Source organism: Micromonospora sp. NPDC047812 (genome assembly GCF_040704175.1).
Lineage (GTDB): Bacteria > Actinomycetota > Actinomycetes > Mycobacteriales > Micromonosporaceae > Micromonospora.
This window is the reverse complement of the sequence record NZ_JBEYRY010000002.1, coordinates 1323420-1339790: the sequence shown is the minus strand read 5'-3', so window position 1 is coordinate 1339790 and position 16371 is coordinate 1323420. Positions and strand designations below refer to the sequence as shown.

At 72.8% G+C, this 16371-nt stretch carries 14 protein-coding genes; 11 read left to right on the top strand and 3 right to left on the bottom strand.

What is annotated here, in order from left to right:
• Positions 1-9 precede the first annotated feature (9 nt).
• Both AB0883_RS14065 and AB0883_RS14060 read left to right on the top strand, forming a co-directional pair.
• Positions 10-531, top strand: a complete 522-nt coding sequence (locus AB0883_RS14065) for a hypothetical protein (protein WP_366641739.1) — start codon at positions 10-12, stop codon at positions 529-531.
• Between the two features lie 29 nt (positions 532-560).
• Positions 561-2078, top strand: a complete 1518-nt coding sequence (locus tag AB0883_RS14060; RefSeq protein ID WP_101413437.1) for a flotillin family protein — start codon at positions 561-563, stop codon at positions 2076-2078.
• A 153-nt stretch (positions 2079-2231) separates the two neighbouring features.
• Here AB0883_RS14060 and AB0883_RS14055 read toward each other — a convergent pair whose 3' ends face one another.
• Entirely contained in the window at positions 2232-3692 is a 1461-nt protein-coding gene (locus AB0883_RS14055; RefSeq protein ID WP_366641517.1) for a CCA tRNA nucleotidyltransferase, read from the bottom strand.
• A gap of 134 nt (positions 3693-3826) precedes the next feature.
• Here AB0883_RS14055 and murJ point away from each other — a divergent pair, with 134 nt between their 5' ends.
• From murJ to AB0883_RS14020, 7 genes are all read left to right on the top strand, one after another.
• Positions 3827-5569, top strand: a complete 1743-nt coding sequence (gene murJ, locus AB0883_RS14050) for a murein biosynthesis integral membrane protein MurJ (RefSeq protein ID WP_366641516.1) — start codon at positions 3827-3829, stop codon at positions 5567-5569.
• 461 nt (positions 5570-6030) lie between these two features.
• Positions 6031-7635, top strand: a complete 1605-nt coding sequence (locus AB0883_RS14045) for a protein kinase family protein (protein ID WP_366641515.1) — start codon at positions 6031-6033, stop codon at positions 7633-7635.
• A gap of 64 nt (positions 7636-7699) precedes the next feature.
• Entirely contained in the window at positions 7700-8470 is a 771-nt protein-coding gene (gene sigM / locus AB0883_RS14040; protein ID WP_366641514.1) for an RNA polymerase sigma factor SigM, read from the top strand.
• Positions 8467-9546 carry a hypothetical protein gene (locus AB0883_RS14035; RefSeq protein ID WP_366641513.1) on the top strand — a complete coding sequence of 360 codons (1080 nt, stop codon included), beginning with the start codon at positions 8467-8469 and terminating at the stop codon, positions 9544-9546. The genes sigM and AB0883_RS14035 overlap by 4 nt, the downstream gene beginning before the upstream one ends.
• A 177-nt stretch (positions 9547-9723) precedes the next feature.
• On the top strand, positions 9724-10677 hold the full coding sequence (gene trxB / locus AB0883_RS14030; RefSeq protein WP_121397414.1) for a thioredoxin-disulfide reductase: 954 nt from the start codon (positions 9724-9726) through the stop codon (positions 10675-10677).
• 32 nt (positions 10678-10709) lie between these two features.
• Positions 10710-11033 (top strand): thioredoxin, encoded by a 324-nt coding sequence (trxA, locus tag AB0883_RS14025; protein ID WP_088996685.1) that lies wholly within the window; start codon positions 10710-10712, stop codon positions 11031-11033.
• A 150-nt stretch (positions 11034-11183) separates the two neighbouring features.
• Positions 11184-12347 carry an N-acetylmuramoyl-L-alanine amidase gene (locus AB0883_RS14020; RefSeq protein WP_366641512.1) on the top strand — a complete coding sequence of 388 codons (1164 nt, stop codon included), beginning with the start codon at positions 11184-11186 and terminating at the stop codon, positions 12345-12347.
• A gap of 30 nt (positions 12348-12377) precedes the next feature.
• Here the strand turns inward: AB0883_RS14020 and AB0883_RS14015 are convergent, their stop codons facing one another.
• Positions 12378-13043 (bottom strand): GNAT family N-acetyltransferase, encoded by a 666-nt coding sequence (locus AB0883_RS14015; RefSeq protein ID WP_366641511.1) that lies wholly within the window; start codon positions 13041-13043, stop codon positions 12378-12380.
• A gap of 294 nt (positions 13044-13337) precedes the next feature.
• Here AB0883_RS14015 and AB0883_RS14010 point away from each other — a divergent pair, with 294 nt between their 5' ends.
• Together AB0883_RS14010 and AB0883_RS14005 are read left to right on the top strand one after the other, a co-directional pair.
• Positions 13338-14651, top strand: coding sequence for a PLP-dependent aminotransferase family protein (locus tag AB0883_RS14010; RefSeq protein WP_366641510.1), 1314 nt, complete (start codon positions 13338-13340; stop codon positions 14649-14651).
• Positions 14652-14658: 7 nt separating this feature from the next.
• Positions 14659-15657: a D-alanine--D-alanine ligase gene (locus AB0883_RS14005; RefSeq protein WP_366641509.1), complete on the top strand. Its 999-nt coding sequence runs from the start codon at positions 14659-14661 to the stop codon at positions 15655-15657.
• Between the two features lie 67 nt (positions 15658-15724).
• On the opposite strand, the gene AB0883_RS14000 is transcribed toward AB0883_RS14005, so the two are convergent.
• A complete protein-coding gene (locus AB0883_RS14000; RefSeq protein ID WP_366641508.1) occupies positions 15725-16300 on the bottom strand; it encodes a DinB family protein in 576 nt (191 codons plus the stop codon).
• Between the last annotated feature and the right edge of the window lie 71 nt (positions 16301-16371).

The window sequence follows — 16371 nt, the reverse complement described above, 5'->3', positions numbered from 1 at the left end:
ACCGATACCGTGCAGGCCGTGGCCACGGGGACGCTGATCTTCCTCATCATCGGCGGCGCGGGCGTCGCGGTGCTGGCGCTCGCCCTGCTCGGCGGCGAGCTGCTCCACTTCGGCAACCCGGACTTCGACGGTCCGGTGTCGGTGGAGGCGGTCGCCGGGTTCACCGGAGCGCTCGGCTTCGGCGCCGCAATCGTCAACGAGCTGATCGGTGGGCGTACCCCCGGCATGATCGCGGTGGCCCTGGCCGGCGGCGTCGTCGCGGCCGTGCCCACCGCCTGGGCCGCGGCCCGGCTGAGCCGGGCGGCCCGCGACATGCGCACCGATCCCACCCCCACCCGCCACCACCTGGTCGGCGCCCTCGGCCTGGTGGTCACCCCGGTGCCCGCCGACGGCTACGGCGAGGTCCGGGTCCGGGTGGCGGGCCAGCCGGTCAAGCTCAACGCCCGCGCCGACCGACCGATCCCGGTCGGCGCCCAGATCTTCGTGGTCGAGGCGCTCAGCGAGACCAGCGTGCACGTCGAGACCTACTGAACCCCCTCGTAAAGAAACAGGACGGTCACATGCCCCTACTCATCGCCATCGGCGGCGCGGTCCTCCTCGTCCTCGTGCTCGTGCTCTTCGTGCTCTCCCGCATCAAGGTCGCCGGGCCGAACGAGGCCTTCATCGTCACCGGCCGCAAGGGCCGCACCACGCAGACCGCCGACGGCGGCCGGTCGACCGACAACTCCGGGCAGAAGGTCGTGCTCGGCGCGTCCGTGTTCGTCCTGCCCGTGGTGCAGAAGCTCCAGTCGCTCGACCTGTCCAGCCGGCGGATCGACGTCGGCATCAAGGGCGCGGTCAGCAAGCAGGGCATCCGCGCCGACCTGCACGGCGTCGCGATCGTCAAGGTCGGCGGCACCGAGGACGCCATCCGCGCCGCCGCGCAGCGCTTCCTGCACCAGCAGGACGAGATCGAGGACTTCACCCGGGAGGTGCTGGCCGGCGCGCTGCGCTCGATCGTCGGCCGGCTCACCGTCGAGGAGGTCATCCGGGACCGGGCGGCGTTCGCCAGCGCGGTCGCCGAGGAGGCCGAGCACTCGATGACCAACCAGGGCCTGGTGCTGGACACCTTCCAGCTCCAGGACATCCTGGCCGAGGGTTCCTACCTCCAGGACCTGGGCCGGCCGGAGGCGGCCCGGGTGCTCAAGGACGCGGCCATCGCCGAGGCGCGGGCCCGGCAGCAGGCCGAGCAGGAGCGGCTGCTCGCCGAGGAGGCGATCGCCGAGGCCAACCGGAACCTGTCGCTGAAGCAGGCCGCCATCCAGGCGGAGATCGACGCGGCCAAGGCGAAGTCCGCCGCCGCCGGGCCGCTGGCCCAGGCCGAGCGCGACCAGGCGATCCTCTCCGAGCAGCAGAAGGTCGCCGAGCGCAACGCCGAACTCAAGCAGCGTCAGCTCGACACCGAGGTGCGCAAGCCGGCCGACGCCGCCCGGTACAAGGTGGAGCAGGAGGCCGAGGCGTCGCGCAACGCGGCCGTGCTCAACGCCGACGCGCAGCGCCAAGCCGTCATCGCCGCCGCCCAGGCCGCCGCCGAGCAGGCCCGGCTCACGGGTGAGGGCGAGCGGGCCCGCCGGGCCGCGCTGGCCGAGGCCAACGCGATCGAGGGCGCCAAGGAGGGTGAGGCCGAGCAGCGCCGCCGCTCCGCCATCGCCGAGGCGGTCGAGCGGGAGGGTGCGGCCGAGGCCGCGGCCATCCTGGCCAAGGGGCAGGCCGAGGCCGACGCGATGGCCCGCAAGGCCGAGGCCTTCGCGGCGTACGGCGAGGCCGCCGTGCTGGACCTGCTGGTCAAGGTGCTGCCGCAGGTGGTCGAGGCGGCCAGCGCCCCGATCGGCGCGATCGACAAGATGACGGTCATCTCCACCGACGGCGCCTCGTCGCTGACCAAGTCGGTGGCGGGCAACGTGGCCCAGGGGCTCCAGCTCGGCAGCGACCTGACCGGCATCGACCTGGCCGGCCTGCTGGGGAAGCTCGGCTCGGCGGCGGCGACCACCGGCAACGGCAAGCCGCCGGTCGACGGCACGGCGGTCGAGACCCGCTGACGCGACCCGGCAGCGGTCGGATCCGCTGAGTGCGGAAGGGCGCCGTCCCCGGCCGGGGGCGGCGCCCTGCTCGTCTCGTCGGGCGCGGTCCGCGGCGGACCGGCTCGTGGAGGTCGACGTGGCCGGTGCGAGGTCCCGTGGCGCCTGGCGGGACTACTCGACGATGCCCTCGTCGCGGGCCCAGCGCAGCAGCTCCACCTCGGCCTCGTCGCGGTCCAGCGGGCCGCGCTCCAGGCGCAGCTCCTTGAGGTGCTTCCAGGCCTGTCCGACGACGGGTCCCGGCGGCACGCCCAGCAGCTCCATGATGGCGTTGCCGTCCAGGTCGGGCCGGACCCGCGCCAGGTCCTCCTCGGCGGCGATCCGGGCGATCCGCTCCTCCAGCGCGTCGTAGTCGGCGGCGAGCTGGGCCGCCTTGCGCCGGTTGCGGGTGGTGCAGTCCGACCGGGTCAGCTTGTGCAGGCGCGGCAGCAGGTCACCGGCGTCGGCGACGTAGCGGCGCACCGCCGAGTCGGTCCACTCGCCCCGGCCGTAGCCGTAGAAGCGCAGGTGCAGCGCCACCAGCGCGGTGACCTTGGAGGTGATCTCCTTCGGGTAGCGCAGCGCCTTCATCCGGACCTTGGTGAGCCGGGCGCCGACCACCTCGTGGTGGTGGAAGCTGACCCGGCCGTCCGAGCCCACCGCCTTCGTCGCCGGCTTGCCGACGTCGTGCATGAGCGCGGCCATCCGCAGGACGAAGTCCGGCCCCTCCGTCTCGTACGAGACGGCGTTGCTCACCACGGTCAGGGTGTGCTCGTAGACGTCCTTGTGCTGGGCGTGCTCGTCGATCTCCAGCTTGAGCCCGGTCAGCTCGGGCAGGAAGCGCTCGGCGAGCCCGGTGTCGACCAGCAGCCGCAGCCCGGTGATCGGGTCCGCGCCGCAGAGCAGCTTGGTGAACTCGTCGCGGATCCGCTCGGCCGTGATCCGGTCCAGGTCGCCGGCCATCCGGGTCATCGCCGCGTACGCGTCGGGGTGCACCGCGAAGCGCAACTGGGCGGCGAACCGGGCCGCGCGCAGCATCCGCAGCGGGTCGTCGCCGAACGACTCCGCCGGGGTGCCCGGGGTGCGGATCACCTTGGCGGCCAGGTCGTCGAGCCCGCCGTGCGGGTCGGTGAACCGGTGCTCGGGCAGGCTGACCGCCATCGCGTTGATGGTGAAGTCGCGCCGCCGCAGGTCCTCGGCGAGGTCGGTGCCGTACTCGACGACGGGGTTGCGGCTGACCTGGTCGTAGGACTCGGCGCGGAAGGTGGTGATCTCCAGCCGCAGCCCGTCGCGCTGGCATCCGATGGTGCCGAACTCTCGGCCGGTCTCCCAGATCGACTCGGCCCAGCCGCGCACGATGCGCAGGGTCTCGTCGGGGTGCGCGTCGGTGCAGAAGTCGAGGTCGTCGCCGAGGCGGCCGAGCAGGGCGTCGCGTACCGAACCGCCCACCAGGTGCAGCTCGTGGCCGGCCCGCGCGAACCGGCGGCCCAACTCGTCGGCGACCGGGGAGACCCGGAGCAGTTCGGCGACGGCGTTGCGCTGTGCGGCGGTGAGTTCGCGGCGGTCGGCGGCGTGGGGAGCGGAGGCTTCGGACATGGGAGCGCCAGACTATCGGTCCCGGCGGGGATGCGGTCCGCCGGGCGCGGGTAACGGGTGGCCGTTGACTATCGTCTGTGACGTGCGGGCCGTGCCCCGGCTCCGACGTACCTCTCTGCCTTGGAGGCGACAAGATGAGCGGCGGTCTCTACCGCAGCGCGAACGCCGCGCAGGGAGGCGGGCCGCCGCCGGGCGACGACGCCACCTTCATCTCCGCCGACCCGCTGAACCAGCCCGGCGTGGAGGCCACCGCGCCCCCGCAGGAGGTGGTCGCGGAAACCAGCGCCGCGGCGAACAGCGCGGTGATGGCGGCCGGCAGCCTGGTCAGCCGGGGTACCGGCTTCATTCGCAACCTGATGATCGGCGCGGCGCTCGGCAGCCTGGTCGGTGACGCGTTCACCACCGCTGTGTTCCTGCCCAACCAGGTGTACGAGTTCCTACTCGGTGGCGTGCTCACCAGCGTGCTGATCCCGGTGCTGGTACGCCGCCGCAAGGCCGACCCCGACCGGGGCGAGGCGTACGCGCAGCGACTGCTCACGCTGGCGGTGCTCGCGCTGGCCGCGGCGGTGCTGATCGCGCTGGCCCTGGCTCCGGCGCTGACCGCCCTCTACGCCGGCGGCAAGGACGAGAACTACACCGACCTGGTCACCAACCTGTCGTACCTGATGCTGCCGATGTTGTTCTTCACCGGCGTGAGCGCGCTGATCGCTGCGGTGCTGAATACCCGGGGGCACTTCGCCGCACCGATGTGGGCGCCGATCCTGAACAACCTCGTGGTGATCGGCATCTTCGGCCTCTACATCGTGGTCTACGGCGCGAAGGTGATTCGCCCGGACCAGATGGGGTGGGGCCAGATCCTGCTGGTCGGCGGGGGCACCCTGCTCGGCGTGGCCGTGCAGACCGCAGGCCTGCTTCCGGCGCTGCGCAAGGTGGGTTTCCGCTGGAAGTGGCGCTTCGACTTCCGTGAGCTGGGGCTGAGCGAGCTGGCCAAGCTCGGCGCCTGGATGTTCTGCTATGTCGCGGTCAACCAGCTCGGTCTCTTCGTGGTGGTCAACCTGCTCACCCGCGCGGCCGGCGAGAACAGCGCCGGCCTGCTGATCTACAACAACGTCTTCCTGCTCCTGATGATGGCGCACGGCATCATCGCCGTCTCGATCATCACCGCGCTGATGCCCCGGATGAGCGGAGCCGCCGCCGACGGTCGGTTCCACGACCTCACCGCCGACCTGTCCCGGGGCACCCGGATGGTCACCGCGGTGCTCGCCCCGATCGCGGTCTGTTACGCGGTGCTGGCCGCGCCGATCTCGGTGGTGGTCTTCCGGTACGGAGCCTTCACCGGCGACAACGCGCTGGCCACCTCGACGGTGCTGCTGGTCGCCGCGGTGGGGCTGGTGCCGTTCGCGATCAGCCAGCTCTTCACCTTCGCCTTCTACGCCCTGCCGGACACCCGCACCCCGGCGCTGGTCAACATCCCGGTGGTAGCGCTGCGGGTGCTGGTCCAGGTCGGCCTCTTCATCGTCTTCTCGCCGACCTTCGCGGCGGCGGGCATGATGCTCGGCAACGCGATCTCGTACGTGGCCGCGGCGGTGATCTCCGCCATGCTGCTCCGGCCCCGGGTGGGGCGGATCGGCCTGGGCCTGATCACGCGAACGATGGGCAAGGTGCTGGTGGCCGCGCTCGGGGCGGCTCTGGTCGGGCTGCTGGTAGTGAACCTGCTGCCCGGCGACCCGGAGAATCTGAGCTGGTTGGCGGCGGCGGTCCAGCTCGTGGTCGGTGGCGCGGTGATCGGCGGGACGTACCTCGGGCTGGCGATGGTCCTGCGGATCGGCGAGATCACCGAGGTCGTGGGCATGGTCCGCCGCCGGCTCGGCCGCTGACCGAATCCCGACTGCCCGGCTGGCGGCCGTCCTGCGGGCGGACTCCACTCTCTGTGAACGAGGATCACCAGCCTGGGGATGCGCCTGTGGATAACTCTGTGATTCACCGCTCAGGCACCGAAAAGGCCTGTGGATAACCAGCCGTACGGCTGAGCATGGTGGCCCGGTCGGCGGGAACCCGGCAGCGTCGGCGCGATCGCCGCGTTGGCCGGCCCCCTCTCTGTGGTCGCTTGCGGTCAACCTCTAGATTGGCCAGTACATGTGCCAGCAACGTGGCTGACAACGGTAGCAACCGGACAAGTCGGCCGCCTGCCGGCAGCTCGGCCCGGGAGCGGCGCGAAGATGACATGTCGGGGAGACGGCCAACCCGGGTAAGGTCGCTCTCGACGGGTACGGCAGGCGCCGACGCTCCGCGTCGACACCGGTCGGCCGGTTCCTTCGAAGGCAGAGCGGGAAGCCACATGCCCAGCAGCGCGGGTCCATCGATCGACACGATCACCGAGGGAGGACGGGTGACCCAGGTCGGCGAAGGTCAGGAGGCGGAGGAGAGCGCTCCTCAGGTCATGACCTTCGGTGCTCCCACGGCCGGTGAGGTCCTCGCCGAGCGTTACGAGCTGGTCGAGCACATCAACAACGACAGCGCGGGTCGGCTGGTCTGGCGCGGGGTCGACGTCATCCTGCGCCGTCCCGTCGCGGTCGTGCTGCGCTACCCGGGTGGCGACTCGGCCACCGAGATGCTCCAGGGCGCCGTCGCGGCCAGCCGCGTCATCCACCCCAACCTGGTCGGCGTCTACGACGCGATCGACGAGGCCGAGCGGGCGTACGTGGTGCGGGAGTGGGTCGACGGGCAGTCGCTGCGCGAGCTGGTCACCGACGGGCCGCTGGACCCGGCGCGCGCCACCACCATCGGCAACGCGGTCGCCAGCGCCCTCGCCGCGGTGCACGCCACCGGCATGGTGCACGGCAACGTCCACCCCGGCACGGTGATGATCAGTGACGACGGCCGGGTGGTGCTGGCCGACGCGCGCACCGACGGCGCCGACAGCCAGCAGAGCGACGTCCGCGCGATCGGCGGGGTCCTCTACTTCGCCCTGACCGGGCACTGGCCGCACGCCGAGGCCCCGCTGCGTGGCGCCACCGCCGGCCACGGCCGGGCCGCCATCCCCGACGCCGTACGCGACGCGGGGGGCGCGCTCGCCGCGCCCCGGCAGGTGCGGGCGGGCGTGCCCGCGTACCTCGACGACCTCACCATGGACCTGCTCGACGCCGAGATCGAGCCGCCCTCGTCGGACGTGCTCGCGGCCGAACTGGCCCGGCTGGACGTGCCGGCCGACGAGCAGTTCCTCGACAACGGCGGCCCGCTGCGCTTCACGGCCGACACGGGCGAGGAGCCGTCGCCACTCGCCGCCGCCGGCGGACGCAAGGTCGCGATCGGCATCGCCGGCCTCCTCGCGGTCGCCCTGGTCGGCCTCCTGATCGGCATCACCGCCCTGGGTGGCGGTGACGACGGCCCACAGCCCAACCCGGTCGCCGCGCCCTCGTCGAACGCGCCCGCCGGAAACGCCACCCCGGCCGCCGTCACCGCCGGGCCGCTGAAGATCAGCAACGCCCGGATCATCGACCCGGAGGGCGACCGCACCGAGGTCAGGAACGCCGACAGGGTGTTCGACGGGAACGAGGACGAGGGCTGGGAGACCCAGACCTACCGGGGACGCGCCAACTTCGGCAACCTCAAGCAGGGCATGGGCGTGTGGATCGACCTCGGCGGCGAGCACACCGTCAAGTCCGTGCAGGTCCTCCTCTCCGCCCGGGGCGCCTCCGCCCAGCTCTACGCCGGCACCACCGACCGGCCGTCGTCGTCCTCCGGCGACGCCCAGCTCTTCGCGGACTACAAGAAGACGGCGATCGGCCAGCCGTTCGAGGAGCACGAAGGCACCAAGATGACCTTCAACGGCTTCAACGCCGACGTGAAGTACCGCTACCTGCTGTTCTGGATCACCGAGCTGCCTTCGAGCGACGGCGGCTTCAAGCTCGGCGTCCAGGAGATCACGGTCCAGGGATCGTGAGGCGGCCACCGCGCTCCGGGCACCGCATCCGCCGGACGTGGTGATGGGCGTACGCGGGGAACGGGTGACCGGTGGACCAGCGGGTCCGCCGGTCTCGTCGTCGGCGCCGCCGCCCGGGGCTGCGGACCTCGACCTCCTGCACGCCCACGTGGCCGGCGATCCGCACGCCTTCGCCGAGCTCTTCCACCGTCACCGGGACCGGCTCTGGGCGGTGGCCCTGCGCACGGTCGGCGACCGCGAGGAGGCCGCCGACGCCCTCCAGGACGCCCTGCTGTCCGCCCACCGCGCCGCCGGCCGGTTCCGGGGCGACTCGGCGGTCACCACCTGGCTGCACCGGATCGTGGTGAACGCGTGCCTGGACCGGATCCGCCGTCGCCAGGCGCACCCGACGGTGCCGCTGCCGGACGGGGTCCGGGACACCGATTCCGGCACCGGGGGCGTCGAGCCGGCGGCACCCGTCCAGGACCACGACACGGCGCTCGTGGTCCGGCAGGCGCTCGCCGAGCTGCCGCCCGAGCAGCGCGCGGCGCTGATCCTGGTCGACGTGCAGGGCTACCCCGTCGCCGAGGTGGCCCGGATCCTCGACGTGGCCGAGGGGACGGTCAAGAGCCGGTGTGCCCGGGGCCGGGCCCGCCTGGCGACGCAGCTCGGGCACCTGCGCCCCCGCCCCACGACGCAGCAGACGGAGCCACGGTCCACTCCGCAGCGGGCGGAGCCGGCCCCGACGACGGATCCGAACGTGCCGGCCGTCACCCGAGGGAACCCGCGGTCGCCCGAGGGCGTCCCATCGGGGTCGGGACGGTCCCGGCGGGATCTCCACCAGGAGGACGCGTGACTGCCGGGGGGTACAGGGAGGTCGACCACGACCTGCTCGCCGACTACCTCGGCGGGGCGTTGGACGGCACCCCGGACGAGGATCTCGTCGCCCGACTGGTCGACAAGGACGCCGACTGGGCGCAGGCGTACGCGCTGCTGGCCCCGGCCGTGACGGACGTCCGCGCGGACCTGGCCGCCTGGGGCGCGTCCGCGCCCGAGATGCCGGCCGACGTCGCCGACCGGATCGTCGCCGCCCTGGCCCACGCCACCGCGTCCGAGCCCGGTGCCGTGGGCTCCGCCGCTCCGGACCCGTCCGAGCCGGACCCGGCCGAGCCGGGCCGCCGTGAGGCGGAGGACGACGCGGCGTCCGCCGAGGAACGGCCCGCGGGACAGCCGGCGGTCAGGACGGGCGTCGGGGCGGTGCCGACACAGCCGCTCGGCGGGTCCGGGAGACGTCCTGCCGGCGTACCCCGGTCGGAGCCGGGCCGCGGCGGGGCCACCGGGCCGGGCCGACGGCGGCGCCGCTGGACCCGGCTGGCCGGGCCGGTCGCGCTGGCCGCCGTGTCGATCGCGGCGGTCGGGCTCGGCGTCAGCCAGCTCACCGGCGACCAGCAGACGGGCGGAGCCGCGGACACGGCGTTGCCCGGGGCCGTGCCCCGTGAGGACGCCGACCCCGCCGCCGCCACGCCGTTCCGGATCTCGGGCGAGCCGTCGGTGCGCAGCGGGACGGACTACACGCCCGAGTCCCTGGCCGCCCTTCCGTCGTCGCCGAAGTCACGACCGTTCACCGGCGGTCCGTCCGCGGAGCAGCCCGGCGTGCAGGCGGAGGGCGGGCGGCTGCCCGGCTCCGTCACCGGGCTCGACCGGCTCACCGACCCCGCCGCACTGGGCGCCTGCATCGGCGAGATCAAGGCCGAGCACGGCCGGGGCCCGCTGGTGGTCGAGGTGGTCGACTACGCCCGGTTCCAGGGCCGGCCGGCGCTGGTCGTACGCTTCACCGACGCCACGGGAGCCCGCTGGGCCTGGGCGAGCGGGCCGGAATGCGGTGTGCCCGGGTCCGGCTCGGACAGCCGTTACCGCACGCGGGTAGGGTGAATTCGCGGTCACCGGGCGTTTGACCGTCCACGTGACCTGACCCACCGGATGACCGGCTCGGGAATCCCCGGTTCGTACGATGACGTTCTGCACATCGAAGTGCCGGCACCGAGGGGCGTCGGCATCGGATCGGCATCGGTGCGCGCCGATGGCGAACAACACAATCGGGAGACGGCAGTGGACGAGGTCCGCAACCTGATCATCATCGGCTCCGGGCCGGCCGGTTACACGGCGGCGGTCTACGCGGCGCGCGCCAACCTCAAGCCGCTCATCATCGAGGGCGTGCAGTCCGGCGGTGCGCTGATGACGACGACCGAGGTGGAGAACTTCCCCGGTTTCGCCGACGGCATTCTCGGCCCCGAGCTGATGGACAACATGCGCAAGCAGGCCGAGCGGTTCGGCGCGGAGTTCCTCACCGACGACGTGACGCGGGTCGAGCTGAAGGACACCGGCAGCCTGGGTTCCGACGCCGTCAGCACCGTCTGGGTGGGCCAGACCGCGTACCGGGCCAGGGCGGTCATCCTCACCACCGGCTCCGCGTGGCGTCCGCTCGGCGTGCCCGGCGAGCAGGAGTACCTGGGCCACGGCGTCTCGTCCTGCGCGACCTGTGACGGCTTCTTCTTCCGCAACCAGCACATCGTGGTCGTCGGCGGCGGTGACTCCGCGATGGAGGAGGCCAGCTTCCTCACCCGGTTCGCCGACTCGGTCACCATCATCCACCGCCGGGACTCCTTCCGGGCCAGCAAGATCATGGCCGAGCGGGCACTTAGCAACGACAAGATCAAGGTCGAGTGGAACACGGTGGTCGAGGAGATCCTCGGCGACGACGGCAAGGTCTGCGGGGTGCGGGTGCGCAACACGCACACCGGCGAGTCCAAGGTCCTCGACGTCACCGGCGTCTTCGTGGCCATCGGTCACGACCCGCGCAGCGAGCTCTTCCGGGGGCAGGTGGAACTCGACGACGAGGGCTACGTGAAGGTCCAGGCGCCCAGCACCCGGACCAGCGTGCCCGGTGTCTTCGCCGCCGGCGACCTGGTGGACCACACGTACCGGCAGGCGATCACCGCCGCCGGCACGGGCTGTGCCGCCGCGCTGGACGCCGAGCGCTTCATCGCCACGCTGCAGGGCTGAACAACCGAAACACATCCCGGAGGAGGGTCATAGTGGGAGCAACGAAGTCGGTCACCGACGCGAGTTTCGCCGCCGACGTGCTGAAGTCCGACAAGCCGGTTCTGGTGGACTTCTGGGCCGAGTGGTGCGGCCCGTGCCGCAAGGTGTCGCCGCTGCTGGAGGAGATCGCCGGCGAGATGGGCGACCAGGTCACCATCGTCAAGCTCAACATCGACGAGAACCCGGAGACCGCCCGCACCTACCGGGTGATGTCGGTCCCCACCCTCACCGTCTTCAAGAACGGCGAGCCGGTGCAGTCGATCGCCGGCGCGAAGCCGAAGGGCGAGCTCGTCAAGCTCATCGAATCGGCGCTCTGAGCAGCACCGACACGCGTCGACCCCGTACCCGGTCCGCCGGGCACGGGGTCGACGCGTTTTTCCCGACGTGGGGCACCCGGAGCCCCCGGAGCGCATAACCTCAAGCCGGGGCCGCCCGGCCAGCAACCGTCCGTGCAGAGGGGGTCGTGCGTGCGTCCGATCCGACCCGGTGACCGTGGACCCGCCGTCACCGAGATCCGTACGGTGCTGACCGGCCTCGACCTGCTCCCCCCGACGACCCCCGGCGCCGACGAGTTCGACACGCACACCGAACGGGCCGTGCGGGCCTTCCAGCAGTCGCGTGGGCTCAGCGTGGACGGCCGGGTCGGTGCGGAGACCTGGCGGGCCCTCGACGCCGCACGCTGGCGGCTCGGCGCCCGCACGCTCTACCACGCCGTCCCGGAGCCGCTCACCGGTGAGGACGTCCGCTCGCTCCAGGAGCGGTTGCTGGAGATGGGGTACGACGTCGGGCGCGCGGACGCCATCTACGGCGTACGGACCTCCCGGGCGGTCGCCCAGTTCCAGCGCGAGGTCGGGCTCACGCCCGACGGCTCGTGCGGCCCGCACACCATGAACGCGCTGCGCCGGCTCGGCCGCAAGGTCGTCGGCGGGCGACCGCAGTGGCTGCGCGAGTCCGACGCCATCCGGCAGTCCGGCCCGACGCTGGTGGGCCGGACCGTCGTCATCGACCCCGGGCACGGGGGCACCGACCCGGGCGTGGTGGTGCCGGACGGATCGCTGCGGTGGACCGAGGCGGATCTCGTGCACGACCTGGCCAGCCGCTTGGAGGGCAGGCTCGCCGCCGCCGGCGTCCGGGTGCAGCTCACCCGCGGGCCGTCCCCCGAGGACTGCCTGCCCGACGTCGGCCGGGCGGAGCTGGCCAACTCGCTCGGCGCCGACGTGTTCATCTCGCTGCACGTCGACGGGCACGTCAACCCGGAGGCCGAGGGGGTGGCGACCTACCACTACGGCACCGACAACGGGGTGACCTCGGCGACCGGGGAGCGGCTGGCCGGGCTGGTGCAGCGGGAGATCGTCGCCCGCACCGGGCTGCGCGACTGCCGCACGCACGCGAAGGCGTGGGACCTGCTCCGGCTCACCCGGATGCCGGCCGTACGCGTCGAGGTCGGTTACCTCACCTCGCCCGCCGACCGGGCCCGACTGGTCGACCCCCGGTTCCGGGACAGAGTGGTCGAGGCCGTCGTCGCCGCCGTGCAGCGCATGTACTTCCCCGTCGAGCGGGACGTCCCCACCGGCTCGATCGACGTGAGCGCCCTGCGGGCCGTGGTGGCCGCCGGCACAGTGGTGGACTGATCCCGCTGCCGCCTGCCGCCCGAAGTGGGGTCAGCCGGTGGTCGAGCGGGTGGCCGGGGCCGGACGGACCGGGCGGAGCAGCGTCTCGGGGCTCATCGAGCCGAGCAGCTTCTCCAGCGCGTACTCGACGTCGGACTTCCAGCTCAACGCCGTACGCAGCTCCAGCCGCAGGCGGGGGAAGCGCGGGTGCGGGCGGACCGTCTTGAAGCCCACGGAGAGGAAGAAGTCGGCCGGGGCGACGCAGGTGCCGGCGGGGTCGGCCGCGTCGCCGAACTTGGCGTCGCCGAATGCCTCGATCGCCTTGATGCCGCGCTTGGTGAGGTCCCGGGCGACGCCCTGGACCAGCATCCGGCCCAGTCCGCCGCCGGCGAAGGCGGGCACCACGTTGGCCGTCATCAGCAGCGCGGCGTCGGCGGAGACCGGGGAGGTGGGGAAGGCCATCGAGCGGGGCACGTAGGCCGGCGGGGCGTACAGGACGAAGCCGGCCGGCATGCCGTCGACGTAGACGAGCTTGCCGCAGGAGCCCCACTCCAGCAGCGTCTGCGAGACCCAGGCCTCCTTCTCCAGCCCCGGGTCGCCCGCGGCGCAGGCCCGGTCCGCCGATACCGGATCAAGCTCCCAGTAGACGCACTGCCGGCACGGACGGGGCAGGTCCTCCAGGGTGTCGAGGGTCAAGCTGACCAGACGTCGCGACATTGGTGCATCCCCACACTAGGCTCGGAGGTGAGACCGGCACGGAACGACAACGCCGCCTTCCTGCCCCCGACGAGCGATCGTACGCCGCAAACGGACGCCGCGGGAGGGGACGCGCGAATGCCCCTCCTTCCGGGGCGTCGGCCGGGGCCCGCGATGTGGACGCCGCTCACGTCGCGGTTACGCCCCTGGCAGACGGCGACTAGGATCGACACTCGGCGTCCCGCGTCGCCATGGTCGCAGGTGCCCCGGGTAGGCCGGGGCGGGAGCCACCCGAGCAGCCATCGAGGTGATGTCATGACCGGCACGACGCTCGACGACTACACCGACCGGTACGCCCGCCGCGTACGGGGCATGACCGCCTCCGAGATCCGCGCGCTCTTCGCGGTGGCCAGTCGGCCGGAGGTGGTGTCGCTCGCCGGTGGCGCCCCCTACATCGCGGCGCTGCCCCTCGACGCGGTCGGCGAGATGCTCGGCCGACTCGGCGCCGAGCACGGCGCCACCACCCTCCAGTACGGCATCGGCCAGGGCACCCTGGAGCTGCGCGAGCGGATCTGCGAGGTGATGTCGCTCTCCGGCATCGACGCCGCCTGCGGCGCCTCCCCGGACGACGTGGTGGTCACCGTGGGCGGGCAGCAGGCCCTCGACCTGGTGGCCCGGCTCTTCCTCGACCCCGGGGACGTGGTGCTCGCCGAGGGCCCGACCTACGTCGGCGCGCTCGGGGTGTTCCAGGCCGCCCAGGCGCAGGTCGTGCACGTGCCGATGGACGGCGACGGGCTGATCCCGGAGGCGCTGGAGGCGGTCATCGCCGAGCAGGCGCGGGCCGGCCGGCGGGTCAAGTTCCTCTACACCATCCCGACCTACCAGAACCCGACCGGCGTGACGCTGACCGAACAGCGGCGGGAGCGGGTGCTCGACATCTGCGAGCGCGCCGGCCTGCTGGTGGTCGAGGACGACCCGTACGGTCAGCTGGGTTTCGAGGGGGACGCGCCGGCGCCGCTGCGCGCCCGGCGCCGCGACGGGGTCTTCTACCTCAGCACCTTCTCCAAGACCTTCGCCCCCGGCCTGCGGGTCGGCTGGATCCTCGCGCCGCACGCCGTCCGCGACAAGCTGGTCATCGCCAGCGAGGCGCAGATCCTCTGCCCGAGCGGCTACGCGCAGGCCGCCGTCTCCACCTACCTCGGCACCATGCCCTGGCGGGAGCAGCTCAAGGTCTACCGCGAGGTCTACCGGGAACGGCGCGACGCGATGCTCACCGCGCTGGACGACCTGATGCCCGCCGGCACGACGTGGACGACGCCCGGCGGCGGCCTCTTCGTCTGGGCGACCCTGCCCGACGGCCTCGACTCCAAGGCGATGATGCCCCGGGCCATCGCCGCCCGGGTGGCGTACGTCCCGGGCACCGGCTTCTACGCCGACGGCACCGGCACCGGCAACATGCGGCTCAACTTCTCGTTCCCGTCCCCGGAGCGGATCCGCGAGGGCGTGCGCCGGTTGGCCGGCGTGATGGAGCAGGACATCGCCATGCGGCGGGTCTTCGGCGCGGTCGGCCGCCCCGGAGCGCGGCGCGGGCAGGCCGGCTCGGACACGCCGGGACCCGACTTGGCATGATTCCGGCATGGTTCCCACCGCTGCCGACCGTTCCGTCGTGACCGACCCCGCCGCCACCGCCGACCTGCGGGTGCTGGTGCTCGCCGGCGGGCTCTCCTACGAACGTGACGTCTCGCTGCGGTCCGGGCGCCGGGTGCTCGACGCGCTGCGCGCGGTCGGGATGGACGCCGAGCTGCGGGACGCCGACGTGGCGTTGCTGCCGGCCCTGAGCGCCGACCCGCCGGACGCCGTCGTGATCGCCCTGCACGGCGCCACGGGTGAGGACGGGTCGCTGCGCGGTGTGCTGGACCTGTGCGGCATCCCGTACGTGGGATGCGACGCGCGTGCGTCCCGGCTCGCCTGGGACAAGCCTTCGGCCAAGGCGGTGCTCCGCGAGGCGGGCATCCCGACCCCGGACTGGGTCGCCCTTCCGCACGACCGCTTCTCCGAACTGGGCGCCGTGGCGGTGCTGGACCGGATCGTCGAGCGGCTCGGACTGCCGCTCATGGTGAAGCCCGCCCAGGGCGGTTCGGGGCTGGGCGCCGCCGTCGTCCGGGACGCCGCGTCCCTGCCGGCCGCGATGGTCGGCTGCTTCGCGTACGACCCGACGGCGCTGGTCGAACGGTACGTGCCCGGCATGGACGTGGCGGTCTCGGTGGTCGACCTGGGCGACGGGCCGCGCGCCCTGCCCGCTGTGGAGATCGTGCCCCGCAACGGCGTCTACGACTACGCCGCCCGCTACACCGCCGGCCGCACGACCTGGCACACCCCCGCCCGGCTGGAGCCGGAGGTGGCCGGCGCGGTGGCCGACGTCGCGCTGGCCGCACACACCGCGCTGGGGCTGCGCGACCTGAGCCGTGTCGACCTGATCGTGGACTCCGCCGGGCGTCCGCACGTGCTGGAGGTCAACGTCTCGCCGGGGATGACCGAGACCTCGCTGCTGCCGCTCGCGGTCCAGGCCGCCGGCCTGGACTTCGGCAGGATGGTCGGCGCCCTGGTGGCCCGCGCCGCGACCCGACGCCCCTGACCGATCGCTCCCCGAGCCGGTGATGCGGGTGCCCGCCGCCATCCGGCTTCCATGATCGGCAGAGAACCTAGTTGCCGCGTCCTTCGGCGTCGAGGGCGGCCTGCTCCACCCGCTGGCGGTGGTCCAGCCACCACGACTCGTCGGCGGGGGGCAGGTTGTCGTTCCTGGGCAGCAGCCCGGCCGCGCCGTCGATGAGTTCGCGCACGATGTCAGCGTGGCCGGCGTGCCGTTGTGTCTCCGCGGTGACGTGGACCAGGACGTGGTGCAACGTGACCGCTGCGTCGCCCCACCACGGCACGCGGCCGACCTCATCGAGTGCGAGGGTTTCAATGGTGGCGTCGGCGTGGGCGATCACGCGACGGTACAGTCCGACGATCTCCTCGCGGGTCTCGTCCGCGGTCGCCCACATGTCGGCGTTGGTCTCGGCTCCGTCGCCGACGTACGGCAGCTCCTGCTCGAACGGACGGCCGAACACCACACCGAAGTAGAGGGACTCGCAGACTGCCGAGTGCTTCACCAGACCGAGCAGGTTGGTCCCGGTCCGGGTCAGCGGGCGGCGGATGTCGTACTCGCTGAGCCCGTCGAGCTTCCACAGCAGCGCGTCGCGGCCGCCATTCAGGTAGCTGTGCAGGTCTGCCTTCATGGCGGCACTATGGCATCCGGTCGAACGTCGCGCTGCCCCGGACGATCCGCAGTGCTCATGATCGCCAGGGG

Excerpts from the sequence above, each read along its gene's own strand:
- AB0883_RS14060 (WP_101413437.1), top strand. The coding sequence starts at position 561 with ATGCCCCTACTCATCGCCATCGGCGGCGCGGTCCTCCTCGTCCTCGTG.
- AB0883_RS14010 (WP_366641510.1), top strand. The coding sequence starts at position 13,338 with ATGACCGGCACGACGCTCGACGACTACACCGACCGGTACGCCCGCCGC.
- murJ (WP_366641516.1), top strand. The coding sequence starts at position 3,827 with ATGAGCGGCGGTCTCTACCGCAGCGCGAACGCCGCGCAGGGAGGCGGG.
- AB0883_RS14055 (WP_366641517.1), bottom strand. The coding sequence starts at position 3,692 with ATGTCCGAAGCCTCCGCTCCCCACGCCGCCGACCGCCGCGAACTCACC.
- AB0883_RS14015 (WP_366641511.1), bottom strand. The coding sequence starts at position 13,043 with ATGTCGCGACGTCTGGTCAGCTTGACCCTCGACACCCTGGAGGACCTG.
- AB0883_RS14000 (WP_366641508.1), bottom strand. The coding sequence starts at position 16,300 with ATGAAGGCAGACCTGCACAGCTACCTGAATGGCGGCCGCGACGCGCTG.
- AB0883_RS14005 (WP_366641509.1), top strand. The coding sequence starts at position 14,659 with ATGGTTCCCACCGCTGCCGACCGTTCCGTCGTGACCGACCCCGCCGCC.
- AB0883_RS14045 (WP_366641515.1), top strand. The coding sequence starts at position 6,031 with ATGCCCAGCAGCGCGGGTCCATCGATCGACACGATCACCGAGGGAGGA.